Here is a 26,976-nt window from a genome sequence, read left to right as displayed (position 1 = left end):
AAGTTAAGCATTCATGAATAGTGTCGCGCCAATGTTTCCAGATAACGGGACTTAACCTGATCGGTGGCCATGGCCCGTTTTACCGGCCCAAGGCGCAGGATCGCACCCAACACGGCGGCAAGCGCACGATGATACCACAACACGCGGTTGTCGAAGATCAAATGCTGCAGTTTGCCGCGTTCGACCGCCATGATGACCGAGCGGTGAACCGTGTTCAAAGGGGTGAGAACTCTTCTTGAACGATGTTTTAATTGGAGACTCTCTGTTTTCTCACATGCGTCAATGCATACGCCGCAGCCCAAACAGCGCTCAGGGTCGACCTGGGCCACTTTTCGCTTGGGATGCTCCGGATCATTGGCCGATACCAGGCCCATGGCTGCCACCGGACAGCGTTCTACGCATTTGCCGCAGCCGCTGCAGGTGTTTTTGTCCACCTGGGGTAGAAAGCTGGTGGTATGTACCGGATGCATGAAGGCAAACCGACGCGCGGCCAGCATCGCCTCACAGCAGCATCCACAGCAATTGCAGATAAAGTTGACCCCTTGGCGCACATTCTCGCCGAATTGCACCAGATGATGGTCGCGCGCTTGGGATAGTAGGTCGAGGGCTTCGGACACACCGACTGCCCTTGCATGACCATGGCGGATCAATGCGGCGGCCGAGGTGTTAAAGGTCATGCAGATTTCCAGGGGCGCATCACAGGCCTTATCCAGATGCGACATTTTATGACGGCAGTAGCAGGTACTGATCCCCCGGTGGGAGGCGGTTTGGATCACATGGCTGGCACGCTCCCAATCCAGAACGATCAGGCTCTGCTGGTCGGGAAGCACGGTTTCATTGACAAAGGCGCGGCCCAGCTGGGTCTGGCCATCGGTAAACAGGGCCCGGACGAAATCCTCTTCCACATTCAGGTATTGGTAGAACAGCTCGGCCAGCAGTTTCTGGTCGACGTCTTTGCGGATGCGCATCATGGAGAATTCAAAGAATCCGGCCATGGGCGGCGGGAGAACATAATTCATCTGTCCATGTACTTCTATGTCCACCAGCAGGGCCTTGTCGGCCAACCGGTCCAGGGTCCGGCGGGTTTCGTTTTCCGGTCGGTGCCAGATACGGGCTGCCTGCCGTGCCGTAAACGGCTTGATCGGCAACAGTGAGACCAATTCGGCGTCCCGACGGTCAAACAGGACCATCAGGATACGGGTCAGCAGTTCAGACGGCGGTGCCCCCTGAGGAAATCGGTTAAGACGATCGGTGAGACGCTGATAGGCGGATTGAGAGACGATATGAGCCATGGTATGTTCCTGTTCGCGAACCGTTTACGGGTCAGTGATATTTTTCGTCTCATATATGAACCATAACTCATTATATCAAAATTTGGCCTGAGGTTCAAACTCTCAGATGCGTCTTCAGCGATTGGTATTATGCCATGTCGACCTTTCCGATTACGATTATGAGCACGAGTACGACGGGCATCGGCGCTTTTGGGCTCACCCGTGATCCGGGGTGAATCCCAGGCCTGGCTGTCCGGTGGGGTAGAGTACACCCTTTTTCAGGATCACCGCACCGGCCGCCGGGTCATCCAAAAGATCCAGATGGCCGTCCAGATCGGCATAGGCGACGTTGGGCCGGGCCAGGGCAAAATGCAGGCCGGCGGCAATGGCCAGGGCCGACTCGTCCATGCAGCCGACCATCACTTCCATGCCCGCAGCGCGTGAGACGGCATTGATTTTCATGGCTTCGTCGATGCCGCCCACCTTCATCAGTTTGATATTGATCATATCCACCAGTGACCGGCGGGCCAGGCGAAAGGCATCCTTCAGATCCATGAGGCTTTCGTCGGCCATGATCGGCAAAGGCACTGCCTGGGTAATGCGGCCCAAAAGCGCGTCCCGTGCCCTGGGCGTAGGCTGTTCGACGAGCTCAATCTTTACCGTGCGGACCGCGTCGACAAACCGCAGTGCATCGTTTTCCGTATACCCCTGATTGGCATCAAAGCGCAGTTCGATGCGCTCACCCACGGCCTGCCGTACCCGCATCAATCGCTCGATGTCGGCGTCCACATCCATCCCGCCTTTGATTTTCAGCGCTTTAAAGCCTTTTGCCACCCATTGCCGTGCACGATCCACCGTTTCCTGAACCGGCAGGATACCAATGGTGATGCTGGTGCGCATGCGGGTGCGAAAGCCGCCGAGAAGCCTATAGAGCGGCAATCCGGCAGCCTTGCCCATGACGTCGAAAAGAGCCATGTCGGCCATGGCCATGGCCGATGGATGCGCCTTGAGGGGCTTGCGGAGTCGCGTCATGAGCATGGCCGGCCGCAAGGGGTCCGATCCCTTGAAGGCGGGCACGATCACATCGTGGCAGGCGGCCATCACGGTATCAACGGTTTCTCCAGTCACCGACAGATCCGGTGCGCCGCAGCCGTACCCAATGATCCCCGATGATGTTTCCATGCGCAGGAACACATTGGCCGCCGTGGAAACGGTTTCATAGGCGATGGTGTACGGCTCGGCCAGTTTCATGACCACCGGCCATGCTTCAATGCGTTTTATTTTCATATGCTTTTGTTTTTTGGACGACTTTCTTAAGGCGCCTGAGATCAAGGCTTTCGGATCACCAAGGAATGAGGCGTACATACAAGTACGCCGCAGTGACGGGTGATCCGTATAACGCCGATATCGGGTGTCTTAAGGAAGTCGTCAGTATTTGCGCTGGTAGATTTCCTTTAGCGTCATCTGTTTCAATTGGTCCACAAAGCTGACCAGGTGGCTGATCATCATGGCCCACATTTTCTGGCCTTTTTCCCGGCTGGCCTTGGTGGGATCGCCCATGACCCCGCTGCTCGAGATTTTATGGGTATGCGCATACCAGGACACCCCGCGTTTGGAAGAAAAATCCAGGTAGCGGCTGGTGAAGGTGGGCACTTCCATCTGCAGGTGGTCCATGCGCACCAGGTGGGGTCGGATGGCCAGGCTGGTACTGGTTTCGATCTCACCGGCATGCACATCGTTGGGGGTTTCGATGAGATTGTCCACATCCACATCACTGGTTTCTCCGGTGTCCACGCACACGAAGATGCGGGCATCCTGGTTGATTCGCTGGGCCGCGAAATTGAGAGACGGCGCATTGCCCCCATGACCGTTGATGATTACCAGTTTTTTGATCCCGTTTTTGGCCACGCTGATGCCCACATCGTAAACCAGGTTGGCCAGGGTGTCGTTGTTGATGCTGATGGTGCCTTTGAAGGCCTCGTGATGGTAGCTCACACCATAGGCGATGAGCGGTAAGACGAGGGGTTTGGGATCACTGCAGCCCTCGGCAACCTGCCTTGCCAGGTATTCGGCGTCAAAGGCGTCCGTGTCCAGGGGCAGGTGCGGACCGTGCTGTTCCACCGCCCCGACGGGAAGCAGGGCCGTGTCGACAATATCAAGACGCCGGGCGGCCTGGGGCCAGCACAGCTCCCCCCAAAAGTAGGTGCCCGAAGATGTGTCCGCCTCCGGTTGGGCCGGCGTGTGCCTTTCTCCTGTATCAAAGGCATAGGGTGCCTTCAGGGCCGGATGGGTGAGCGCGTCGATCGGCTGCCAGCCTTTTCCCTTGGCTTCGACCGCGCCGTCGGCATATTCCAGATAAATGCGATACAGCGCGGTGCGCAGATCGGCGGGAATGCCGTTTATGGGCGACACTTTGGGATCGAAGCGCAGCTGCAAGATTTCGGGATATTCCTTGACCGTTTGCACCACATCATCGGGAATTTTGATGTGCTCGATCTGTGAAAGCAGGTAAAACAGCTGGCCGGCTTCGGCCGATGCCTGGGAGTAGACCCCCTTTTTAAAAAGATCGTTCAGGCAGGCATGGATCTGCTCAGTGGTGTATCCGCAGCGGGTGGGATCCTCGGCAAGGGCCGTCAGCATGCCGACAATGCGGCGACACTTCTCACACCGTCCGCAGGGCCGTATGCGGTCATCCTTTTTGTGGGTGGCATGGCATGAAGTCTGGTGCTCCTGAAGATGGGGATAGCGCTTGACCAGGATTTTCTCGATGAGCAGCTCGGACAGGGGACGCAGGATCGAGAACTGGGCGATGGACCAGCCTTTGCGCATGAAATAGCGGCTTAGGGCGTCATCGAACCAGCGGCTCTGATCGTACAGGCCGTCATAGTGGCGGATACCCGAGGTCGTGATCCGCCGGGACGTGTCAAATTCATCGCCGATGATCAGGCGGCCGATGCCGCGTTTTTGCATCAAGGGGAGCACGCCAAAGAGAAAAACCGCCACGGTCCAGAGCCGAATCGGGTATTCGTCGGCGCGCAGGCTGGCAAAATCCTTGCGGATGAAGGGCATCCGGCGCAGCATCCAGGCGAAAAAGCGATCCGCGTTGACCCACACCCGGGCGGTGCCCGGGATGTTGTCGCGAAAGTGGCGGTAGGCATTCAGGGCCGTAAACCAGTGGCGACCCGATTCATTGACGAATATGGGATGCACGTCACATCCCAGTTCATCCATCAGGCCGAAACTGAGCAGACTGTCCTTGCCCCCGCTGGAGAGCACACAGTGGCGGTCGGCATGGGGATGCCAGGGCCGCAGGGACACCACCCGCGGTGAACGGGGAAAAACCAACCGGGCTTTCAGATAGGATTTGGCCACTGTTGCCGGAAGGCCGACAACGGCGCCCACCAGAAACGGGTTGGGCTCCAGAAATTTTTTGACGTAGATTTCACGGGCCGTGTTTTCCGCCATGTCGCGCAGAAACTGCCGGTCGGTTTTGTCGAACAGACCATTATAGACGATTTCGCGGCAGAACAGGCCGTAGTTCAGGGCCACCTGAGCCGCGATCATATCGGCCAGGTTGCGCGACTCGGCTGTGTCGGGATCGAAAACAGCCTCTTCGTAGGTGTAGATCAGCTCGGTCTGCTCGGTGTTGCCGCCGGTCACCAGACGATAGGGGGCCACCAGCCGTTTAGGTTCCAGTTTGACCGGTCCCACCTCCAGCCGGTCAAAGACCACCAGAGCTGACAGCGGATCATTTTCACTGTTTGCTTTGGATATTTTTTCATCGGCCATGGTCAGGCTTTTCCTTTGAGATAAGGGGTCAACAGGCTCACCAACCGGTCGGCGCGATCCCGTAGCACGTCCAGGGTCGGCAGCCCCACCACCATTTCAATGGCTTCACAGACCGCCGGCACCTGATCATCGCTGAGATCTTCATGGTTGACGGTAACGGCTGCCACCGGTTTGCCGGACAGGATTTCGATGGCTTCGATCTGCCTGGCCAGGGGTTGGATCGGATAACCGGGAAACCCGTCGTACTCCTTTCTGGCCGGGGCATGCTGCAGAACCACCAGATCCGGGCGGCCGGCAGCCAATAGCTCGAACCCGCCCGGATAGGCGGGATTCATCAGGCTGCCCTGGCCTTCGAGGACGATCACATCGGGGTGCAGGTCGTTCCAGGCCGACCACACGGCATGCTCGATCTCACCGGCCACGAAATCGTTGATCAACGAATCCAGAATCATGCTGTAGCGGGCACCCTGCATCCATGCGGTCTGACCGGTGCCGACCAGCTCGGCCTGGTATCCCAGACGCTCGAACGCCTGGACGATCAGCCAGGCCGTGGTGCGTTTGCCCACGGCCGAGTCGGTGCCCAGGATGGCGATCTTGAGTGCGTCCACCGCCTCGATTTTGCCCGAGAAAAAGTGCAGCTGGTTCCTCTCGGGGGGCTTGCGGATATCGCGGATGATGATTGACCGCTTTTGGGCCAGAGCGACGATTTGCTCATCCTCGGTCAGAAAATCGTGCAGCCCGCAGTCCACGTTGAGTCCCTGGTCGATGGCGTGCATGACGTCCTGCCGGGCGCTGGTCGACAATCGGCCGCCGTCCGGGGCAATGCCTACCACCAGATGAGAGGCGGGATTGCCGGCGGCAGCAGCGGTTTCAAGGGCCGCGTCGATGGACGCCGTCACGGGAATGCCCGCCGGCTTGCCATCCAGCACCTGACCCGCATCCTGACCGGCATAGGTCTTGTCCACCACGGCCACCACCTGGTAACGGCGGCAGAATCTTACCAGGCCATGGGCGGTTTTTCCGTTGAGGGTGTTAAAGGCGCCTTGGCAATAAACGATGGCGTTGCCGTCGGTGTGGATTGGCTTGTTCATGATTTCCTCCCGGTCAGCACAACCACATAGCGGTCGTTGGGCAGTGGATTGGATTTATGATGTTCGATCAGGGCGATCAGACCGGCCGTGGAGGCGGGAAGCACATCAAGCCCCTCCCGTTCACGGATCAGGCGTGAATAGCGACGCATGGCCTTGTCGGTGGCATTGCCGGCCCAGCCGCCGGTGTCGCGCACGGCCCTTAAGGCCAGGTTGCCGTCGATGGCATGCCAGTTGATCAACGGCTCGTTGACCCGGGTTTCGTGGATTTTTCCGGGAACCAGATCTTCACAGGTGGCCTTGTTTTTGAGCACCGCCTGGACAATGGGATTTTTTCCAAAGGATGAGCCCGCTACCATGCGGGGCATCCGCGAGGTCTTGCCCCGGCGGTATAGACTGATAAATCCTTTGTAAATCCCGGCAAAGGTCGTCCCGTTGGAGACGGGGGCCGCCACTGCCGCCGGGGCATCGCTCAGCTCATCATAAATTTCATAGGAGATGCCGCCATACGCCGTGAGCTGCATCATGGTGTTGCTGCCGCCGGGATTGGCGTCATACCATTCATTTTCAAGCGCGCGCTGGCTGGAGATGTTGACCGCCCCCTCATAATCACCCGGCACACGGACGATTTCGGCGCCCAACTGCTCCATTTCCTGAATGCGCCGTGTGTGATAGGTGCCCGGAATAAAAATCACGCAGCGGATGCCGGCCAGGGACGCGGCCAGGGCCTGGGCCACGCCGAAATTTCCGCAGGTGGCCAGAGTGATCGTGTCAAACTGCCGTCTTAAGGCATCCATGGCCTGGGCAAAGGCCACCCGATCCTTCTGAGTGCCGGTGGGATTGCCACCCTCGAATTTTAAATAGATCTGGCGCAGGCCGGTTTCACGCTCAATGTTGCGGGCGCGGATGAAAGCCGTATCCCCCACTTCCGAATCGATGATGTCCTCATAGGCTTCCAGCCGCTGCGCCATCGGTCGGGATATATCGGCGGCAATGGCGCGCTGCCGGTTGACATCCTGCTGGATCTGCTGAAACTCGCCCACGGCACCGTCCATCAGGTCGAAAGGCCCGTCTGATATTTTGTTTTCATCTAACATTTTGAATTCGATCCCCAGTTTATAGAAAGGCTTTTAAAATGGGTCCATCCATCAATGGTCAGCCGACCTTCCATAGTGTTCAAGATAATGTTTTTGGCAAGGCCTTAAGGGAGCAAGCTGTATAGTCAATACCGCTTTCGACCGATAACGCAGTCCAAAAACATTATCTTGAATGCTATATGCACGTTGACGGACACGACCGGGGCAATGGTCCTTCATGGGTGCAAACGCTGCCGGAATAGCAATAACCGTGACAATACCCCGGATGGATCACCCTTTTTACGGGTAGGGATATGGCCTGTTTTTCAATTGCTGTTGGAAGTCATTTTAAATCATATGGATTACAAGTTGTTAAGCTTTTTTTGATTTGGATGGGCATTGCTTGTGATGAAGACTTTTGCATCGTTTCGGAAAGGAAAATCGATGGTGAAGATGAGCAATTGCCAGCCATCCATGCCGTGCAATGACAAATTCGGTCCAAATGCGAACAACGAGTTCCGGTTCGATTTCGAGCTGATGGAAATGAATACAATATCGGATGGATACTGTTTTGGCGCGTAGATTGCTATGGTAGAAAAAAGCTGTCGGACAATGACCGGCCGGGAGATATGATCCGAAAAAAGACGGACAAGCAACATACGATCAGTTCCAAAAATAACTTTATTTTCGATTGAGTTCCCAAAGCCTGGATCGGGCTTTGGCCGGAACTCCCTTTTGGGGTCAGGAGTACACATGAAAAAGAAGTTAAGCGCCACCACCCAGACACTCGTTGGTATTGTTACCCCTTATGCATGGGATGAAAGCGATCAGGTGTGTGAAGTATCGCTTTCGGCAACGGATGACGAAGAATACATTATTGAAAATAGTCAGGGTTTTCTGGATCTGGTGCAAAAACCCATCCGGGCCGTGGGATTGGTCAAAATCGGCAAAAAAGTTCACCGGGCGATCAACATAAAAAAATACGAATTGCTGGAAAGCGCGCCATTTGACGAATAGACGGCACCCCGGGAAGGGGAGGTGGATATCATCACCGCCCTTTCCCGGTGCCTAGCATGACCGTCTTGTGACCCTAAGTTTGCCATGCCTGTTTTCCCATCAAGGATTAAATCCCATCAACACACCCGGATTTTTCTGAAAAGGTCTCACCCGTAAGCCTTTTTTGCTTGTCTTTGTAAGGCCTTTGTGACAAAGGCGGTTGGGTAGTGTCCATCCACGAATGACCAATTTGCCCGATATCGGCGTTGCGCGAAAAATTTTATCCTCGGAATATCAACTATATGCCTGTGGTTAAATTTTTCGGGCGCCTTGATCTCGACCCAATTTGCCTATTCGTGGATGGACACTAGGTAGGCGGCAATGACCGATATTCAGCCTGGTTCAGGCTCTGTTTTCGCCATTTTTCTAATTGCATACCATGGATAGCATACTCATATCGACGCAAAATACGCGAACGATTAACACCATCCGGCACATTTTTGCCCGGGATTGTCGTATCCAGATCGTCGACTCGGCGGATCAGTTGTTCGATGCCATCAACGTTAACACCTGTGATTTTCTTTTTATCGACCTGATCCAGCTTGAGGCGCTGTCGGCTGACGCGCCCCATCTGGCAACACCCAAAGCACTGATCAGCCATTTCAAACGCCTGCGGCCGCTGATGGCCGTTGTCATCATTGTGGCCAACGTGGACGTCCGCAAGGCGGTGGATTACGTCAAAAACGGGGCCAGCAACTACATTACCGCTCCCATTGATGCGGAAGAGGTCAGGTTGGTGGTCGATGAGATTGCCAAGGAGCGGCTTCAGCAGTCCGAACTGGCTTATCTTCGCCAGCAGCTTTGGCAGGATGATTCCCTGGACATTATCAGAACCCTCAGTCCCATCATGAAGAAGGTTTATGATAACGTGCTTTCCGTAGCGCCCACCAAGACAACTGTTCTCCTGTTAGGTGAAACCGGCACGGGCAAAAGTTTTATGGCCAAGCGCATCCACCGCCAAAGCAACCGTAAAAATGGGCCGTTTATCAGTGTACATTGCGGTGCCATCCCTGAGACCCTGATCGAGAGCGAACTTTTCGGCCACGAGAAAGGCTCTTTTACCGGTGCGCATCGACGAAAGTTGGGAAAGTTCGAAGTGGCTTCCGGTGGTACGATTTTTCTGGACGAGATCGGCACCATTTCAATGGCGGCGCAGGTCAAACTGCTGATGGTGCTCCAGGAGGCAATCTTTCAGCGTGTGGGCGGCGATCAGACGTTGACCGCCAATGTGCGGGTGATTGCGGCGTCCAATGTTGATTTGAAAGACATGTGCGACCAGGGGCAATTCAGAAAAGATCTTTATTATCGTCTCAATGTGTTCCCGATCCACATTCCGGAATTGTGCCGGCGCAGTGAGGACATTCCCCTTTTCGTGGAAAACTTTCTGAAAAAATTCAACCAATTTGGAACCAAATCCATCCAGGGCGTTCACCCTGAGGTCATGGATGCCTTGCTTGGCTACGCATGGCCCGGCAATATCCGAGAACTCGAAAATTTACTTGAGCGCGCCTATATCCTGGAGACCGGTCCGGTTCTGACACCGGAGAATTTTCCTTCCGAACTTTTCGATTCATCCCCACCGTCAGGGGACATCCCCATTGACATCACAGCCTCATTGGCCGAGGCGAGGAAAAGAGGTCTGGCGGCCATCGAACGCCGCTATCTTGAGGAACTGCTGTCGCGCAACCAGGGGAAGATCAACGCATCTGCACTGGAAGCGGGGGTGGGCGCACGGCAGTTAAACAAGCTGATGCACAAATACAATCTGCAAAAATCCGCTTTCAAGCCCCGTCATACTAAATAGCGCAGCGTGGATTATCCGGTTGAGGCCGCACGAAACCAGAACTCACAATTCCTATTGCGCCAATTTATCGGAACTCTTTTGTCTGGATCGGTACGCTAAGATGGGATGAGAGTTTCCCGCCTGCCCTTATGCTGCGCCTTGAAAACCTGCTCTCCCACGCCCATCTGGTTCATAAAATCCAAAGAAATGAATCGGTAGCGACACCTTTTACCTGACCTTGGCGGGGGCTGGCCTTTCCAACCGTCTATTGCTCATTAATTGGTTGTTGAATGTGGTACGATTTTTGATTTGAGTGTTTTTGCGATTCCAACTCCGTGTGGGTCGGACTCATCGATGGCGCTGAACGATTCCGTGCAGCACGGCCAATATCGTTGAACGATGGAAAGGGTACCAAACAATGAACTGGAAATTCTGGAAAAAACAAGACGCTGGCAGCGGTGGAAGCGCAACCGCCATTAAATTTGACAAGCCCAAGGACTTACCGGATGCGGTGGGGCGCAAGATGGTTGTGGAGATGAATATGGATCCGGATCTGGTGTGGTCGCTCAAGTATGTGAGCCGGCCTCTGGAAGGTAACTCGAAAAATAGAGAATTCAGAATCTATAACCCTTCGAAAGTGAACCTGGCGGGACTTGTGGTCAAGAACTGGACTTCTTTGGATGAAAGACCGGAACTGGTTATGCACACCGGTCAATTTGATAGATCTTCAGGCCAGGTTAAATTCCACGACGCCTGAACTGTTATTCGAAAAGTGCCCTTTTCAAGGTAAATATTGGTAAAGCCTGCCGAGTTGATGATAAAATGCTCACGATAGAAGAAATTGTGGGCATTTTTTATCCCATTGCCATAGGGGGCCACCGCTTGTCTTCAAGTACTTTCCACTATTTTATCAGTGTTTGACGAAAATTTTTTAACATGTTGAAATTGATGTTAATAAAATAGTTCAAACAGGGCTTGACAACAATCAATTCAGCTTTAATTTGGCGTATCTTTTTTGATCAAAAGGCGCCTTTACTATACCCATTGACAAATGGACAGGTGAGCATTCTTGCAGTCTTTCACGGTTTGTCCGTCCGTGGTCGGTGGACGGCATTCATGTTAGTTGGTTTTTAGCACGTTTCGTAAAAGAGGAGGAACAAATGAAGGTCAAACCAATGAATGATAGAGTATTGGTTGTTCGTGTCGAAGAGGAACAAAAAACTGCCGGGGGGATCATCATCCCGGACACGGCCAAGGAAAAGCCCATGGAAGGCAAAGTCGTGGCCGCCGGGCCCGGCAAGCTGGATGACAAAGGCAAACACGTTCCTATGGAACTCAAAGAAGGGGAGCGGGTGCTTTTTTCCAAGTATGCGGGCACTGAAATAAAAATAAACGGTGTTGAACATCTGTTCATGCGCGAGGATGATATCCTCGGCGTTATCGAATAAGGCAGGAGGAAAAGAACATGGCTGCAAAAATGATTATTTATGGGACCAGTGCGCGGGAATCGATGCTCAAAGGCGTCAACACCCTGGCCAATGCGGTGAAGGTCACCCTTGGCCCCAAGGGCAACAATGTGGTGTTGGACAAATCCTTTGGCTCTCCGCTGGTGACCAAAGATGGTGTGACCGTTGCCAAGGAGATCGAACTGACCGACAAGTTCGAGAACATGGGCGCTCAGATGGTCAAGGAAGTGGCCAGCAAGACCAGCGATATGGCCGGTGACGGAACCACCACGGCCACGGTGCTGGCCCAGGCCATCTATACCCAAGGGCAGAAACTGGTGGCTGCCGGCGCCAATCCCATGGCCATCAAGCGGGGTATTGACATGGGCACTGCCGCGGTGATCGATGCCCTTAAAAAATTGTCCAAACCCACCAAGGACCGTATGGAAATCGAGCAGGTGGGGACCGTTTCGGCCAATAATGATGAAGCCGTGGGCAAGATGATCTCCGACGCCATGGAAAAAGTGGGCAAAGAGGGCGTGATCACCGTCGAAGAGGCCAAGGGGATGGAAACCACCCTGGACATTGTCGAGGGCATGCAGTTCGATCGCGGCTATCTATCTCCCTATTTTGTGACCGACACTGAGAAGATGGTTGCCGAACTGGAGGAGCCTCTCATTTTGATCAATGAGAAGAAAGTATCCAACATGAAGGACATGGTTCCGCTATTGGAGTCGGTCGCCAAAACAGGCAAACCCCTATTGATCGTTGCCGAGGACGTGGATGGTGAGGCATTGGCCACACTGATCGTCAACAAGCTGCGTGGTACCCTCAAGGTCGCGGCTGTCAAGGCGCCTGGTTTCGGTGACCGCCGCAAGGCCATGCTGCAGGACATCGCTGTATTGACCGGTGGGCAGGTGGTTTCCGAGGAGTTGGGGGTCAAGCTGGAGAACATCACCATCAATGATTTGGGGAAATGCCGTACGGTCAAGATCGATAAGGACAACACCACGATCGTCGACGGCGCCGGTACCAAAAGCGCCATCGAAGGCCGCGTCAAGCAGATCCGTGCCCAGATTGAAGAAACCAAATCCGATTACGATCGTGAGAAATTGCAGGAACGTCTGGCCAAACTGATCGGCGGCGTGGCGGTGATCAACATCGGTGCGGCGACCGAAACCGAGATGAAAGAGAAAAAAGCCCGCCTGGAAGATGCCCTCAACGCCACCCGGGCCGCGGTGGAAGAGGGAATCGTGCCCGGTGGCGGCGTGGCCCTGGTGCGCTGCATCAGCGCCCTGGAGGCGGTGGATGCCAAGGGCGAGGTAAATAACGGGATCAAACTCCTCAAACGCGTCCTGCAGGAACCCTTGCGTCAGATCGCCTGCAATGCGGGAGTGGAAGGCTCGGTGGTGATCAACAAGGTGATCGAGGGCAAAGACGATTTCGGTTACAACGCTGCCACCGACCAGTTTGAAAACATGCTGGCTGCCGGTATCATCGACCCGACCAAGGTCGTACGCTATGCCCTGCAAAATGCGGCTTCGGTCGCGGGGCTGATGCTGACCACCGAAGCCATGATCGCCGACAAGCCCGCAAAGAAAAAAGGCGGAGCGGGGATGCCGCCCATGGGCGATGATATGTACTAGCGTCCGTCCTGTTGCTGCGTAGATCACCTTAAACAGGGCACCCGCATTTGGAATTTTTTCCTGCCTCTCGCTCCCATGCTTCTGCGTGGGAGCGCGCCCTTCCTTAGGAATACCATCGATTGATAGTACAAAATGATGATCGATTGCGAGCACGAGCACGAAAAAACGCCAATGCCCGTCATTCGTGCTCGTGCTCAGCGAAGCGGTGCTCGTAATCGATGACGCGAAACAGGGCGGGGTTGCTTTTTTTTGATCGACAACAGATAATGGCGCACGCTTATTTATCAGGGAGCCGAGAATGTACAAGTCCATGCGCCAATGCATCGATGAACTGGAACAAACCGGACAGCTGCTGAGAATAGGGCAGGCCGTCGATCCCTATCTGGAGATGGCTGCCATTCACCGTCAGGTTCACCGTGATCATGGCCCGGCCATTTACTTTGAGAAAATCAAGGGAACACCATTCCCGGCGGTTTCCAATCTGTTTGGCACCATGGCGCGTATGGAATTTCTTTTTCGTAAATCCCAGGGGCCGCTGCAGTCGCTCATGGATAACTACGGTAATCCACTAGCGCTGTTGCCTCGGGTCAGACAATGGGTCCCCCTTGCCGCAACCGCCCTGAACGCGCTTCCGCGCCGTGTTCGCACAGGACTTCCGGCTGCCATCCGGTTAAGGGATGTGAATGCCGACATGCGCTCCCATTGGCGTGCGAGGCTGCCGGTTTTGGAATGTGAATGCCGCATCCAGGACCTGCCTCAGATTCAATCCTGGCCCATGGATGGCGGCAGTTTCATTACCCTCCCCCAGGTTTTATCGATGGCCCCGGCAGACCGACAGAGAATAATGCAATCCAACCTGGGCATGTATCGGGTACAACTGTCCGGCAACGATTATATTACCAATCAAGAAGTGGGCCTTCATTACCAGATCCACCGGGGGATCGGCATCCACCATACCCAGGCCATCGAATCGGGCCGGCCGCTGAAAGTCAGCATCTTTGTCGGCGGTCCGCCGGCGCATACGGTTGCGGCCATGATGCCCATGCCTGAAGGCCTCAGCGAGCTTACCTTTGCCGGCATGCTTGCTTCAAGGGCTTTTCGATATGCCTTGATTGATGGCTGGGTGATCTCGGCCGACGCGGATTTTTGCATCCTGGGCACGGTTGCACCGGACACCAAACCGGAAGGTCCTTTTGGCGATCACCTGGGATATTATTCCTTGAAGCACCCGTTTCCCTACCTGAACGTGGAAAAAGTCTTCCATCGCAACGGTGCCGTCTGGCCCTTTACCGTGGTGGGGCGTCCGCCCCAGGAAGACAGTGTTTTTGGCAAATTCGTTCACCGCCTGACCGGAAATGTGTTGCCTACCCAGGTCAAGGGCGTACGCGAGGTGAATGCCGTGGATGCCGCAGGGGTGCACAGTCTGCTGCTGGCCATTGGATCCGAACGCTATGTCCCCTATGCGCCGAGGCAGCCCCGTGAGATATTGACTCAGGCCAACGCACTATTGGGCTTCAATCAAATTTCACTGGCCAAGTACCTGTTTATCTGTGCCGGTGAGGATGCCCCCACGCTCAAGGCAACGGATGTAAAAGCGTATTTTCAGCACATTCTGGAACGGGTGGATTGGCGCAAAGATCTTCATTTTCAGACCCAGACCACCATGGATACCCTGGATTATACCGGTCCTGAACTCAACAAGGGATCCAAGCTGGTCGTTGCCGTAGCCGGGGAAAAGCGTCGTTCACTGTGCTTAGAAGTCCCGGAAAGTCTTGTTCTGCCGGATGGTTATGACCACCCGCGTCTGATTTTACCCGGCCTTTTGGTTGTGCAGGCACCATCGTGGACGTCCAATCAAGAAGATTCACACGACGGGGCATTGGCCGATCCAAGGACACCGGTCAAAGATTATTGCGCCCAAATGGATCGTCTGACCCCCAACCTCATGCGCCAGCAAGGCGTCGCCTGGATCGTACTGGTTGACGATAGTGAATTCTGCGCGCAAACCCTGGACAATTTTTTATGGGTGTGTTTTCTGCGATCCAACCCCAGCCACGATACATACGGTATCCAGGCCTTTTTCGAGGCCAAACATTGGGGCTGCCGCCAATCCTTGGTCACCGATGCCAGAATCAAACCGCATCACACCTCTTTGTTGCAACCCGACCCCACTGTGGAGAAACGCGCTGCCGAGCGATGTTCAAACTTCATTTGATTTTATAACAAGAACGGCACAGCAAATCAGCGCGACACGCATCGACGCACGTCTCCCGATGACGGGCAATGGTGACGAATTGGACCGATTGGCCCAAACACTCAACGACATGCTAAACCGGCTGGATGATTCCTTTAGAAGGAGAAATAAAATGTTTGCCAACCCTAAACCCATAGATTCCAAGGGGCCGGTTCCGGGGTAATTATCAGCGGTGACGGCATTATCCTGACCAACAATCATGTCGTCGAAGATGCCAGCGAGGTAACCGTCATCCTCGCCAACAAGAACTATCATGAAGCTCAGGTCGTAGGGCGCGGTCCCAAAACAGACCTGGCCATGCTGAAAATCGACGCCAAAAAGCCCTTTCCTGCAGCCGCCATGGGCGATTCCGAACACTTACAGGTCGGCGATTGGGTAGTGGCCATCGGCAATCCATTCGGGCTCAATCACACCGTTACCTCTTGTCCAAGCAAGGTCAGGCCCGAAGACTTGGTGCCCCAGGCTACTTTCTGACCGACCAGATCGGAGAACGTATTCGCCGGGCAGCCCCTCTTGACAGCGAAGGTGCCGAAGGTGGGGTATATGGCAGTGATGATCTTGAGCGGGGTCGGTGCATCGCGCTCGATTCCTTCGAAAGCTTCGCGGGCAGGCAGACTGGCAGCCAGAGCCACATCCAGAGTGCCCTGCTCCAACAACATGAGTAACAGCCGAATCCTCTTCGGGTAAAGAGGTTGAAGGACTTCAGGCCGAGGGCTTCAGACATCGTAGGCACCAATCGATCCAGCTTCAAACGGGTGGTTTCCGGGTATTTTGCAAACTCAGGCCCCAGGAAAGCATCTCCGCTGAGACGGGGCAGATGAGTCGTGGGCATGTTGAAATTCCCGGTGTAGGCGCCTGCGCCATGGCACAAGGTGCAGTCCACCCGGGTAAAGCGGTCGGGCCGCCAGGCACTGAAAAGTGCGGCCGCCCATGATTTACCTTTCATGGGGAATCCGCTGGGTCGAGGACCGCGTCAATCACATGGATCACACCGTTGGCGCACAGCACATCGGTTATGGTTACCGTTGCCTGCCGATTCCCGCCGAGGTTCAAAATCAGTTCACTGGCTGCCAGGTCAAGGCTCATGGTTCCACCATTCAACATGTCAACGCTTTGTCCATCCAAAGCGATCGCTGCGGTTGACAGTACAGATCCATCAAAGACGTGGTACAGCAATACATCAATCAACGTCGACTGATTGGCATCAACCGACTGAATTCAATGATAAGCGAAAAGGATTGCAATGGTAGGTGGAGACTGCCAGTATAACGATCTCAATGATCGTTTTGTTGGGGAGACGCACCCAAAAGATTTCAACGGTTATAATTGGTTGAGCAGAACCTCCAATCATGTCTGACCATTTTGCGCCTTGACCTTTACATTATCTCTATTCTATTTTTAACAGTAGTATTTGTAATTGGTCTTCTTTCCTGTTTAAAAACCAAAGTTAGCCATCATCGACCCTAAACCAAATCGATTTCGATCATTCCGGAGATAAAATGTCATTGTCATTGTTACTGAAAGTTGAATTTTATATCGGTTGTCTATGCGTCTTAACATGGTTCGGGGCCATTGCCGCATCAGCGGATGAACAGAACGATTGGAGGCGTTTTCGTTTCGAGTTGGAAGGCGGGCCAGTTTGGCAAGCCAAGAATGACGTGCGCATACCTGGAAACAGCGGCACCGATTTTTCTTTCAAGGACTTGACTGGAAGCGGGCCCTATGCTGCTGGTCGATTAACCGTCGACTGGAATATCAGACAGCGGCACGGATTGCGTTTGGAGGTGGCTCCGCTGAGAATCGACGGAAACGGTCAGCTTGATCAACCGGTATCCTTTGCAGGCACAACGTTTGCGTCTGGGACGCCAACCGAAGGCCAATACAAATTTGATACATACCGGCTTTCCTATCGCTATTTATTTCTCAACAAAAGTTCATTGCGCCTACATGTCGGCGTGACCCTTCTGGTGCGTGATGCCAAAATAGAACTCGAGCAGGCCGGCATAAAAGCGTCTGACAGCAACGTGGGCGTCGCCCCTCTTTTAAACTTTTCAACCGCGTGGGCCTTTGCCGAACGGTGGGCAGCCATTGTCGACTTTGAAGGACTTGCCGGGGGACCCGGTCGGGCACTCGATCTGGCTTTGAAAATTCGTTACGATCTTTCGGATCGATGGAGCATCGGCGGTGGTTACCGAATGCTGGAAGGTGGCGTGGATAATGATGATGTTTACAATTTTAGCTGGTTCAATTATGGATTTGCGAATGTAGGATATCAATTTTAGCGTTGTTGAATACGGTAGTTTATTTTCAATACGAACAAAATGAAAGCACTCGCCAGAAAGCTCCCGGTAGCCAAAGTAAACATCTCTCCGGACATCGGCACAAGTGCCGGGCTGGGTGCCACCGCTGTAATCTGAATGTCCGATTGATCCCAAATTGTCGCCAACGCCGGCAGCAAAGGCTGCATCAAATCCCAGATGGGTGGAGACGCAAGCAGTGATCGTCAAAATGATAACAATTATTTTAATTTGTGTCGTGGCTTTAATCGGCTTTGCGCTGATCCGTGGTGGACAGTATTTACATAAAGAAAAATTTTTTAAGACCGGACTCAGAGAAGGACTGCACAATACGACCATTGACGACTATCCAGTGCATGAAGAAGGGTGTAATCAATTCATTGATTAGGAGGAATTATGGATCTGTCTACAAAGTATATGGGACTTGAGTTAAAAAATCCGATCATTGTGGGTAGCTCAGGGATGACCAGTTCGGTGGAGAGCGTCAAAAGGGCAGAAGCAGCCGGAGCCGCTGCGGTGGTCCTGAAATCGATCTTCGAGGAGGAAGTGGCGTTGGAGTACGCCGACTTCATGAAGACGGCCAGGCAGTTTCCCAAGGAGAGCCAGTATTTCGATTACGACGGGCGAAAAATTCCCATCGAGTACTACGACTATATCGTTCGCGAGGAAAATCTGAAAAAGTACGCCACCCTCGTCGCAGAGAGCAAGAAGGCCGTCTCGATACCGGTCATTGCCAGCATCAACTGCTTTCTGCAGTCTGTTGAATGGATATCTTATGCCCAACAACTGGAAGCAGCCGGTGCCGATGCGTTGGAATTGAATATGTTTTTTCCTCCCACGGATTTCAAGAAAACGCGTGTGGATCGTAAAAGCATCTATTTCAAGGCCACGGAGGCGGTCACCCAAAAGCTTGCCATTCCAACGGCGCTGAAGATCAGCTACTATTTTTCCGATCTGGGTCCCATGATCCAAAAATTGTCGCAGACCGGAATTGCTGGCCTGGTGCTCTTCAACCGCTATTTCAGCCCGGACATCGACATCGACAAATTTACAATCACCAAAGGATTTGTTTTCAGCACACCCTCGGACCTTTCCATGTCTTTACGCTGGATCGCCATTATGGCTGGGAAGGTCGATTGTGACCTTGCCGCTTCCACGGGTATCCACGACGGGGACGCAGTGATCAAACAGCTCTTGGCCGGCGCGGATGCAGTTCAGGTCGCCTCTTGTCTGTACAAGAACGGAATCGACTACCTGGGTGAAATGATCGGACGACTTCAATCCTGGATGGCCGATAACCGGTTCAATACGATTGGTGATTTCAAAGGCAAAATGAGTCAGAAAAAAACTGTAGACCCGTCCATTTACGACCGGGTTCAGTTTATGCGCTACTATGGCGGAAAAAAGAACGTCGTCACCTAAACGGCAGGTGAACCGAAATTATCAAAAACAACCACATGGGAGAAGAAGTGAGGTTACACTGATTCCGTTTTCATGGTGAGGGCGGCGACTGGTTATCCACGGTCGGTTCGAGGCGAATGAGATGGCCGTCGGATTCATCCGTGAGAACGTAAATCAGTCCATCCGGCCCTTGACGAACGTCTCGCACCCGATGGCCGATGCGCAGGGCCGTTTGGCCCATCACTTGGCCGGAATGATCCAAGTCGATTCGTCGGATGTCCTGGGATTTGAGTCCGCCAACGAATATATCGCCGTGCCACCGGGAAAACCGCTCGCCGGTGTAGACCATCAACCCGGAGGGGGCAATGGCCGTCATCCAGACCACCTTTGGATCCACCATGCCAGGTCTCGAGACGTGGTCTGAGATTTTGAAACCGCCCAAGTACTCGCGGCTGAAGGTAACCGTCGGCCATCCATAATTCCCGCCCTTGACAATGCGGTTCAACTCATCTCCGCCAAGCGCCCCATGTTCCGATGCCCACACCACTTTTCGGAGTGAATCGTAGGCCAATCCCTGGATGTTCCGATGGCCATAGCTCCAAATTGTTTTCTCGGCATCGACCATGCCGGAAAACGGATTATCCGAGGTCGCATTGCCGGTATCGTCAAGCCGCAGTATTTTCCCCAAATGGCTTTGTTTGTTCTGGGCCTGCTTGCGGATCCAATCACCCGCGAGTCGAACCGGTGGATTCCCACCATCCCCGATGGAGACCAATAGGCTTTCATCGGGAAGCCACAGCAACCGCGAACCAAAATGTTGTCTGCCTGATTTCTGAATTCCGACCTGAAAGATCATCGTCCAGCGTTCAAGGCGGTCACCATTGAATTGGGCCGCGGCGACTCGCGTATGGTTCGCCTTGGCATTGCCGTGAGCATATGAAAAATAGATCCGGCGATTTTCAGAAAAACGGGGGTGTAAACGGATATCAAGCAGGCCACCCTGACCAGCGGCAAATACATCGGGGACACCATCGACGGGAGCAGCTACAAGTCGTCCGCCTTTCACCAAGCGCAACCGCCCCGGCCGTTCGGTGATAAGCAGATTCCCATTGGGCAACCACGCCATCGACCATGGATGTTCCAACCCTTGCAGCAGAGTGACGCTACGAAAACCACCTTCGGCAGGGACCTCGCCATCAATGACCACGGGTTGTGCCGCAAGACCGGATGCGACAACCGTTGCCATAAATACAATCATAACCTGAAATGGGAGTGCTTTCATCAATCGATCCTTTTCCCTGTATTCTGAACGATCAACGGTGGGCTTATAGTAACGAATGCCAGCGATTACATGCGGTTTGGATCTGGTAATATGCATGCCAATCGCCCTTAGGTCTGGGGTTAAATGAATATATCGTATCGGAAACGCTTATGTTGTAGCTACCGCATCCGTTCCCGGTCCGTCAAGCCGGAAGTAAAATGATTGTACCGTCTATGCCGAATTCGCCGCATCCTATCTTTTTTCACAGGCAATGGACCACCGTCATTCTCCCCACCAAAAACAGGCCAATGGAATTTCGTGCAGCCGCGCCGGCGCCACTGACCAGAATCAGGGGAAAATATCCCACGATGGAAAAGAATCTGGAACCCTATGCCAGAACACTGAAAATAAAAGTTTGCAGAATACGGCCGGCCGAAAACTCGGCGATCAGAATGATACCCATTGCAAATTCCACTTTGATGCGTAAACTATTTCCATGATGGAATCCGATTGTCGACATACGCAACCCTTACGCGGCCTGCGCTCTCTTTTCATCGCTGCCGTGGCAAGTCTGTGCATCCTTTTCCCGGCGGCCTTCGGTTCCGCGGCCCAGCCGGCCCTCCACCACGCGCTCGAGGTGGAAATCCTTCACGATGCCAAAACCCTGCGCGGCATTGACACTATCCGTCTACCAAAGGGGATGTCGCGCCTTCGCGTGGCCTTGCGCCCCGGTGTGCGCATTCTTACCGTGCAGGGCGCCACGTACACACTCAAAGCGGGTGTGCTGCATCTGAATACAGAGACCGCAGATGCGCCTTCGCAGACCGTGGTCCTGCGCTACGAGGGTGTCTTCGACGACCCCTTCGAGGCTGAGCCATTTTCCATGGACAACCCCGGTCAGGGTGTCATGGGGACCATCACCCGGGATGCTGCTTTTTTCCTGGCCGGCAGCGGCTGGTACCCGATGATTATGGAAGATATCCCCGAGACTTTTCGGGTGGTTGTGACTGCGCCCAAGGGCATCTATGCGGTGATGGAAGGCAAACTCGAAGCCCATACCGATGACGCAGACAGGAGCCTTTCGATCTGGTCGGTGGATCGGCCATCGGGGCCGCTGGCCATGTTTGCAGGGCGCTACGTCGTCGGCGAACGCATGCATGACAAGGTGCGCATCGCCACCTACTTCTTTCCAGCCAATGCCGGGCTTTCAACCCGATATCTGGACGCCGTGCAGCGTCACATCGGCCGCTATGAAGCGCTTCACGGGCCCTATCCATTTGCCAAATTCGCCGTGGTGGAAAATTTCTTTCCCACCGGATACGGTTTTCCATCGTTTACGCTGCTGGGCAGCCGCGTGTTGAGACTGCCCTTCATTCCCGATACCAGTCTCAGACACGAGGTGGCCCACTGCTGGTGGGGCAACGGCGTGTTGGTGGATGCCACCGGGGGCAATTGGTGCGAGGGGCTGGCCACCTATGTGGCCGATTACCTTTCCAAGGAGGAGCAGTCCTTGGCGGAAGCCCGGGGCTATCGCCTGCGCACGCTCGAAAAGTACGCGCTCCTCGCCGCAGGCGCGCAGGACTTTCCCCTGTCGATGTTCCGCAGTCGCTACAATCCAGCCAGCCAGGCGATCGGTTACGGAAAGGCCATGTTCGTGTTCCATATGATGCGCCTTAGAATCGGCGACGCGGCGTTCTGGGCTGCTTTGCGCGACATTTATTCCAAGCGGCTTTACCAGAGAACCAACTGGGGCCATTTCATGGATGCTTTTGCCGAACACGGCGGCTTGAGTCGCGTTGCGGTGCGTACATTCCACGATCAGTGGATCACCCGCCCAGGTGCTCTGCAATTGGCCATGGATCGTCCCCGGGTGGTTTCCGCGGCAGGTCGTTTGCAAGTGGAGGGGGGACTCATCCAAAAATCCCCACACTTCAACGCCCGCGTGCCGGTAGCGGTGACCGGTGCCCCGGTGAGCCGAAAGGAGATCGTTGTTCTGGATGATGCCACGGCGACATTCAGCATCCAAATGCCAGAGGCGCCCAGAACCGTAGCCGCCGACCCCAACTTCGACGTTTTTCGTCTTCTTTACCCCGAGGAAATTCCGGCCACCGTCGACGCGGTAAAGGGCTCCGGCGCCCTCGCCGCCGTGATAACCGAAGATACCTCCCAGCCCTGGGCGGAAGTTTTCCGAGGCCTCCTGATGGGGCTCAACCACGGTGGCACACCCGTCTGGAGTGAAAGCAGATTCGCTGCCGAGGATACCGCCAGTAAAGACGTCCTCTTCTTCGGCATGCCCAGACGCGAAAAGGGCCGGGCCATGCTGTCGCAGCTGGGCGATGGGGTGGCGCTCTCATCCGGGGCGTTTCGGGTGGGTGAGGAAATTTCAAGCCGCGATGCCGACACGCTGTTTGCGGTCTTCAAGCGCAAACAGCGGATGGTGGCCGTGTTCCTACCCGTCGCGGGCACCGACGTCGAGACTGTGGCACGGACGGCCCGTAAGATTACCCATTACGGCCGCTATGGCCGGCTGTCCTTCAAAAGCAGCGTAAATATCGGCAAAGGCGTCGGCGCGGTGTCCGGATCGCCCCTTGTCGTCGATCTGGGAGACGATTCATGAGAATGCGTATTGTTGCTCCAACGTTACTGTTTTTATTCCTGTTCATCCCCGGCACCATTCTTCAGGCCGCGGAAATCGCCCTGTGGGACGTTGCCGGCAAAGCCGAAATCAGCCTGGACCAGGCCGCCGGGAAACTGCCGTCACCGGGCATCGTCTATGTCGGCGAATTCCACGACAATGCCGCCCACCACGCCGCCCAGTTGGCTGTGATCCAAAGCCTGGACAAACGCAAACGCCCGCTGGCCGTGGGGCTGGAGATGTTTCAACACATCGAACAAAGCATCCTCGACGCCTGGATCGCCAGAGCGTTGAGCGAGGCGGAGATGCGCCGGGCATTTGCCCGCAATTGGAGCGAGGATTGGGGTTTGTACCGGGATATCTTCTTGTACTGCCGGGACCGGCGGATCCCTATGATCGGCTTGAATGTGCCGCGAAGCATCACGCGCAAGGTGGCGCGAAACGGCTTCGAGTCCCTGACGCCCGAGGAGATCGGCAAACTGCCCCCCATCGTTTGTCGCGTGGACCGGGAATACGAGGAATTTCTGCGCCATGTACTGGGCAGCCACGGCTCGGAGTCGGGCTTTCGCCGCTTCTGTGAAGCCCAGCTCGTCTGGGACACCGCCATGGCCGTTTATGCCCTGGAACACCTCAAGAATCATCCCGAGCGCACGGTTGTCGTTCTTTGCGGCATGATCCACGCCTGGAAGAAAGCCGCACCCGAACAGGCCGCCCGAGAGAATGCCGGGGTCGAACAGGCAGTGATTCAACCCTCCTTGAAAGGCCGCTGGACGCCCGGAAGCGTATCAAAACAGGACGCCGACTACCTGATCCTCGGCCTGGAGGATTAGCCCCGCAGCCGGCCGGGGAGCCTTTTGGGTTCGATGATACCGTACACGACAGGTCAATTGCATGCATTTTCGACGGTTTTCAAGATAACGATACGGCGAACTCGATCCGCATCTATGTCCAAATAATTACATATGTTCACAAAACTTGTAAACGATTCCGGATCATTGACTTCAATCCAATGCAGCGCCTGTCTTCTGCAAAGATCATAATCGTCACAGGTGGGTTTGAATATGTCCTTGAGTGCCCGTGACAATATGGCGACAAACAGGGCTCGGGTGGATCTCATGATCGGCTTTATGTCTTGATCGGAAATGGTTGATATTGAATCGGAAGTTGAAGTTTTCATAAGCAAAACCATCCTATGGAAAAATGGGGCCAATCTTGATTGAATGGGTCGTTTGATGTGATTTAAAAAGAACGAAATCAATGGAACTTGTGCATGGTCAGCTTAGTATTCAAATTGGTTTACCATTCTATTGCCTGAACCTTACGAATATGTGACACCAAGATTACCGGATGGTCATGTTAGCGATGGTCGAAATTGCCGCAGTTACAAGGAAGATGGCTTTTCGCCATAATCGCCTATGCGGTAAGCCATCTGACGCCGCAGATGCGGTGAGATCGGCAGTCCCGAAAGGGTTTCAAATCCGAATTCATAATTAAAGATGATGTAAAACGACAACCCTGCTGATTTTATCTCGAATGAATAATATGCTCGCAAGAAAATGTCGGTAGGATTCACCTATCATTTTGCCCCACTTTTTTCCCGCTTGTCCAGTGAGGATCTTGTTCGTACTTTAGGCCTGCAGTCGATGACGGTTTAGCCAACCGTTTTTTCCATTATCACAAACAATCTCAACCAAGAACAAGTGAGGATGCACTATGAATACTCTAATCAAAGCTTCGATTTTTATTCTTTTGATATCGGTTCCCGCGCTGGCAGTAGCCGGCAACTACACCCAATCCAAGGCGACCAAGGATATTGTGGATACCGCAAGTGCTGCCGGTTCTTTTGAAACATTGGTTGCGGCAATTCAGGCCGCGGATCTCGTTGATGTTCTGAAGGGAAGTGGGCCTTTTACCGTCTTTGCACCGACAGATGATGCGTTTGCCAAATTGCCCGAAGGAACGGTCGATGATTTGCTTAAACCCGAAAACAAGGAAAAGCTTCAATCAATCCTAACCTACCATGTCGTTCCCGGCAAGGTAATGGCCGAGGATGCGGTAAACTTGACTTCGGCAAAAACGGTCAATGGCAAGGACTTCAAAATAACCCAGTCCGGTAACGATTTGATGATCGATAATGCAAAGGTTATAAAAACAGATATTATGACGAGCAATGGTGTCATACACGTCATTGATCATGTGATTATGCCTTGAATCGTAACCGATTTACAGGGGTAATTCAGATTGGGCGGGAACCGTTATGGTGTTCCCGCCCTTTTGTTTTCTTTACGTATTCACCGAAGGGAGGGAGATCAATATTTTAGAGACATTATTTTAGGCGATGTCGAAAGCACGCTATCATTTCATCCCATTGGGTGTCTTGGGAGAATCGGGATCTCGAATACATGAATTGATGGGCGTCATAGATGTTATCCGGGACCAGCGGATTGGACAGATAGATGGACATACCTTTTCCGCCGTAATCAAGGGTGTGACGTTCGTAGATCACGATTTGGTCTGCCAACCGATGAAGCACCGCATTACAGGCTCGAATCGTCTCCACTTGCTGCAGGTTATTCCGTAAATTCTGTACAAAAAGATGGAGGTCATAATATTCCAGATTCAAGAAACTGGGAAACCGGGGCGTACGATTCAAGGCATCACGCATTGCATATAAAACCGAGGGATCATCGGCATGCGCTATCATTGATCGAGCCAGTTCGTCCAAATTTTGAGCCAATATTGGCAACGCTTTGCATGCCACCAATGCCATGCCCGCCGAGAGTTGATTGCCGGCAGGTTTTGACGAATCGGAATTCACCGCCACTTTGTGTATATAGCTGTCAACATGACTGTCCACCAACATTCGGCCGAGTTCTGTCGCGTTTATATGGGGATCCTCGATAAGTGATTCAATTGCGGTTTCGAATTGAAGGCCGCGAATCTGGAAACTTCCGGACGGTTCATTAAGAAGCCTTATTTCATCTTGGCTCGCTATGAAATAGTGTGTGATATCAGAAAACGCGTATCCGATCTCCACCATGTTTGTCAGACACGAAAAGAGGACTATTAAATCAAATTGACGACCATCAAGTCCACGCTTTATCGCATCATGAAACTGTTTCAGATCCATTTTTTGCTTGCTGGTGTCATCGTTGGAGATGGATAGGTTTTTTACTTGTTGTTTTATGGAAAACGTGCGGGTATCGATGATCCCCTGGCTGTGGGCGAAGGTATATAAAATATACCTGTCGGCTGGATAACGATCGATGGCGGCGCTAACAAATTGCTCCAATGTTTTGGGGTCTGCAAGATTGGCTTCTTCCCAATCCTCTAAAACAGTAGCGTTTATCACTCCAATTTGGGCGTCGAATTCGACTTTCAACATTCGTGTGTCCGCCCATGAAATATCATATTGTCCCATCCATTCCGGGTTTCCATCCACAAGGGCGATTACATTCACGTTATCCGATGAACCGGCGGTTTCGATTAAATCGAGGGAGTAAAACACCTCTTCTGAAAGATCATTATCCCCGTTCATATAGCAAAGGACAGTGACCGTTTGGTTACCGGCCTTTTCAGATACCGTACCGAGTACGGGGGCAAAACTACCGAAGCAGAGGACCAAAAAAGTAAATAATAGTGTAATGGTGGTAATTTGTCTGATGGTCACGATCAAAATCTGAATCTCGACTCGATTATGATGACAGCTTATCTGCGGAGCTGACTGACTTTCTCAACCACGGGCCTCTTTTGCCATTTCAACCAAGAAATGATTGTATGTAATCTATTTATCGCCCAGTTTGCGGCTGACTTGAGCAGGATTAACTATCCAAAATTAAATCAAAAATATAGAACTGTAATCCGCTTATTCAGGAACAGTGAGTGGATGTATCATCTTGCTCCCATGCCGAGCACAACCCCGCCAACGGAACGGGTTCTAAAGCTCCGCTTGGGAACCCTCATCCTGTAAAAGT

General features: G+C 53.5%; 25 protein-coding genes. 15 read left to right on the top strand and 10 right to left on the bottom strand.

Translation table 11 applies throughout. The features are described 5' to 3' along the window. Window positions 1-11: 11 nt before the first annotated feature. The 5 genes from Dvar_RS35915 to Dvar_RS35895 all read right to left on the bottom strand — a co-directional run bounded on the left by Dvar_RS35915 (window position 12) and on the right by Dvar_RS35895 (window position 7,245). Window positions 12-1,292, bottom strand: a complete 1,281-nt coding sequence (locus Dvar_RS35915) for a 4Fe-4S dicluster domain-containing protein (RefSeq protein WP_419658119.1) — start codon at window positions 1,290-1,292, stop codon at window positions 12-14. 195 nt (window positions 1,293-1,487) lie between these two features. After that, entirely contained in the window at window positions 1,488-2,558 is a 1,071-nt protein-coding gene (locus Dvar_RS35910; protein ID WP_419658117.1) for a mandelate racemase/muconate lactonizing enzyme family protein, read from the bottom strand. 141 nt (window positions 2,559-2,699) lie between these two features. Then, window positions 2,700-5,060 carry a creatininase family protein gene (locus Dvar_RS35905; RefSeq protein ID WP_419658115.1) on the bottom strand — a complete coding sequence of 787 codons (2,361 nt, stop codon included), beginning with the start codon at window positions 5,058-5,060 and terminating at the stop codon, window positions 2,700-2,702. A 2-nt stretch (window positions 5,061-5,062) separates the two neighbouring features. Further along, the gene (locus tag Dvar_RS35900) at window positions 5,063-6,151 is read right to left on the bottom strand and encodes a DUF1611 domain-containing protein (RefSeq protein ID WP_419658114.1); all 1,089 of its coding nucleotides are present in this window, start codon (window positions 6,149-6,151) and stop codon (window positions 5,063-5,065) included. After that, window positions 6,148-7,245 carry a pyridoxal-phosphate dependent enzyme gene (locus Dvar_RS35895; RefSeq protein WP_419658112.1) on the bottom strand — a complete coding sequence of 366 codons (1,098 nt, stop codon included), beginning with the start codon at window positions 7,243-7,245 and terminating at the stop codon, window positions 6,148-6,150. Before Dvar_RS35895 ends, Dvar_RS35900 begins: the two co-directional genes overlap by 4 nt. 293 nt (window positions 7,246-7,538) lie before the next feature. Between Dvar_RS35895 and Dvar_RS35890 the strand changes: the two genes are divergently transcribed. From Dvar_RS35890 to Dvar_RS35850, 9 genes are all read left to right on the top strand, one after another. Next, the gene (locus Dvar_RS35890) at window positions 7,539-7,712 is read left to right on the top strand and encodes a hypothetical protein (protein ID WP_419658111.1); all 174 of its coding nucleotides are present in this window, start codon (window positions 7,539-7,541) and stop codon (window positions 7,710-7,712) included. 265 nt (window positions 7,713-7,977) lie between these two features. Beyond that, window positions 7,978-8,241: a hypothetical protein gene (locus Dvar_RS35885; RefSeq protein WP_419658109.1), complete on the top strand. Its 264-nt coding sequence runs from the start codon at window positions 7,978-7,980 to the stop codon at window positions 8,239-8,241. Between the two features lie 418 nt (window positions 8,242-8,659). After that, entirely contained in the window at window positions 8,660-10,084 is a 1,425-nt protein-coding gene (locus Dvar_RS35880; protein WP_419658107.1) for a sigma 54-interacting transcriptional regulator, read from the top strand. Window positions 10,085-10,481: 397 nt separating this feature from the next. After that, window positions 10,482-10,820, top strand: coding sequence for a hypothetical protein (locus tag Dvar_RS35875; RefSeq protein WP_419658105.1), 339 nt, complete (start codon window positions 10,482-10,484; stop codon window positions 10,818-10,820). Between the two features lie 403 nt (window positions 10,821-11,223). After that, the gene (gene groES, locus Dvar_RS35870) at window positions 11,224-11,511 is read left to right on the top strand and encodes a co-chaperone GroES (protein ID WP_419658103.1); all 288 of its coding nucleotides are present in this window, start codon (window positions 11,224-11,226) and stop codon (window positions 11,509-11,511) included. Between the two features lie 17 nt (window positions 11,512-11,528). Continuing rightward, window positions 11,529-13,154 carry a chaperonin GroEL gene (gene groL, locus Dvar_RS35865; protein WP_419658101.1) on the top strand — a complete coding sequence of 542 codons (1,626 nt, stop codon included), beginning with the start codon at window positions 11,529-11,531 and terminating at the stop codon, window positions 13,152-13,154. Between the two features lie 298 nt (window positions 13,155-13,452). Continuing rightward, window positions 13,453-15,369, top strand: coding sequence for a UbiD family decarboxylase (locus Dvar_RS35860; RefSeq protein WP_419658099.1), 1,917 nt, complete (start codon window positions 13,453-13,455; stop codon window positions 15,367-15,369). Further along, a complete protein-coding gene (locus tag Dvar_RS35855; protein ID WP_419658098.1) occupies window positions 15,278-15,571 on the top strand; it encodes a HAMP domain-containing protein in 294 nt (97 codons plus the stop codon). The genes Dvar_RS35860 and Dvar_RS35855 overlap by 92 nt, the downstream gene beginning before the upstream one ends. Continuing rightward, window positions 15,571-15,882 (top strand): S1C family serine protease, encoded by a 312-nt coding sequence (locus Dvar_RS35850; protein WP_419664213.1) that lies wholly within the window; start codon window positions 15,571-15,573, stop codon window positions 15,880-15,882. Before Dvar_RS35855 ends, Dvar_RS35850 begins: the two co-directional genes overlap by 1 nt. Here Dvar_RS35850 and Dvar_RS35845 read toward each other — a convergent pair. Both Dvar_RS35845 and Dvar_RS35840 read right to left on the bottom strand, forming a co-directional pair. Continuing rightward, the gene (locus Dvar_RS35845; protein WP_419658096.1) at window positions 15,816-16,067 is read right to left on the bottom strand and encodes a TAXI family TRAP transporter solute-binding subunit; all 252 of its coding nucleotides are present in this window, start codon (window positions 16,065-16,067) and stop codon (window positions 15,816-15,818) included. The genes Dvar_RS35850 and Dvar_RS35845 overlap by 67 nt on opposite strands. Window positions 16,068-16,350: 283 nt before the next feature. After that, complete coding sequence (locus Dvar_RS35840; protein WP_419664212.1) at window positions 16,351-16,626, bottom strand: fasciclin domain-containing protein; 276 nt, start codon at window positions 16,624-16,626, stop codon at window positions 16,351-16,353. Window positions 16,627-16,907: 281 nt separating this feature from the next. Here Dvar_RS35840 and Dvar_RS35835 point away from each other — a divergent pair, with 281 nt between their 5' ends. From Dvar_RS35835 to Dvar_RS35825, 3 genes are all read left to right on the top strand, one after another. Continuing rightward, window positions 16,908-17,690: a hypothetical protein gene (locus Dvar_RS35835; RefSeq protein WP_419658094.1), complete on the top strand. Its 783-nt coding sequence runs from the start codon at window positions 16,908-16,910 to the stop codon at window positions 17,688-17,690. 214 nt (window positions 17,691-17,904) lie between these two features. Continuing rightward, entirely contained in the window at window positions 17,905-18,093 is a 189-nt protein-coding gene (locus Dvar_RS35830; RefSeq protein ID WP_419658092.1) for a hypothetical protein, read from the top strand. Window positions 18,094-18,101: 8 nt separating this feature from the next. Further along, window positions 18,102-19,127: a dihydroorotate dehydrogenase-like protein gene (locus tag Dvar_RS35825; protein WP_419658090.1), complete on the top strand. Its 1,026-nt coding sequence runs from the start codon at window positions 18,102-18,104 to the stop codon at window positions 19,125-19,127. Window positions 19,128-19,197: 70 nt separating this feature from the next. Here the strand turns inward: Dvar_RS35825 and Dvar_RS35820 are convergent, their stop codons facing one another. After that, complete coding sequence (locus Dvar_RS35820; protein WP_419658088.1) at window positions 19,198-20,484, bottom strand: PQQ-dependent sugar dehydrogenase; 1,287 nt, start codon at window positions 20,482-20,484, stop codon at window positions 19,198-19,200. A 379-nt stretch (window positions 20,485-20,863) separates the two neighbouring features. On the opposite strand from Dvar_RS35820, the gene Dvar_RS35815 reads away from it, so the two are divergent. Then, complete coding sequence (locus tag Dvar_RS35815; protein ID WP_419658086.1) at window positions 20,864-22,984, top strand: M1 family metallopeptidase; 2,121 nt, start codon at window positions 20,864-20,866, stop codon at window positions 22,982-22,984. Further along, window positions 22,981-23,832, top strand: coding sequence for a ChaN family lipoprotein (locus Dvar_RS35810; protein WP_419658085.1), 852 nt, complete (start codon window positions 22,981-22,983; stop codon window positions 23,830-23,832). The genes Dvar_RS35815 and Dvar_RS35810 overlap by 4 nt, the downstream gene beginning before the upstream one ends. A 53-nt stretch (window positions 23,833-23,885) precedes the next feature. On the opposite strand, the gene Dvar_RS35805 is transcribed toward Dvar_RS35810, so the two are convergent. Beyond that, entirely contained in the window at window positions 23,886-24,119 is a 234-nt protein-coding gene (locus Dvar_RS35805; RefSeq protein WP_419658084.1) for a hypothetical protein, read from the bottom strand. A 698-nt stretch (window positions 24,120-24,817) separates the two neighbouring features. Here Dvar_RS35805 and Dvar_RS35800 point away from each other — a divergent pair. After that, window positions 24,818-25,213: a fasciclin domain-containing protein gene (locus Dvar_RS35800; RefSeq protein ID WP_419658083.1), complete on the top strand. Its 396-nt coding sequence runs from the start codon at window positions 24,818-24,820 to the stop codon at window positions 25,211-25,213. Window positions 25,214-25,328: 115 nt separating this feature from the next. Here Dvar_RS35800 and Dvar_RS35795 read toward each other — a convergent pair whose 3' ends face one another. Further along, window positions 25,329-26,672, bottom strand: a complete 1,344-nt coding sequence (locus Dvar_RS35795) for a clostripain-related cysteine peptidase (RefSeq protein ID WP_419664211.1) — start codon at window positions 26,670-26,672, stop codon at window positions 25,329-25,331. Window positions 26,673-26,976: the final 304 nt, after the last annotated feature.

It is taken from the genome of Desulfosarcina variabilis str. Montpellier (assembly GCF_048565275.1).
GTDB lineage: Bacteria > Desulfobacterota > Desulfobacteria > Desulfobacterales > Desulfosarcinaceae > Desulfosarcina > Desulfosarcina variabilis.
This window is presented reverse-complemented; position numbering and strand designations above follow the sequence as displayed.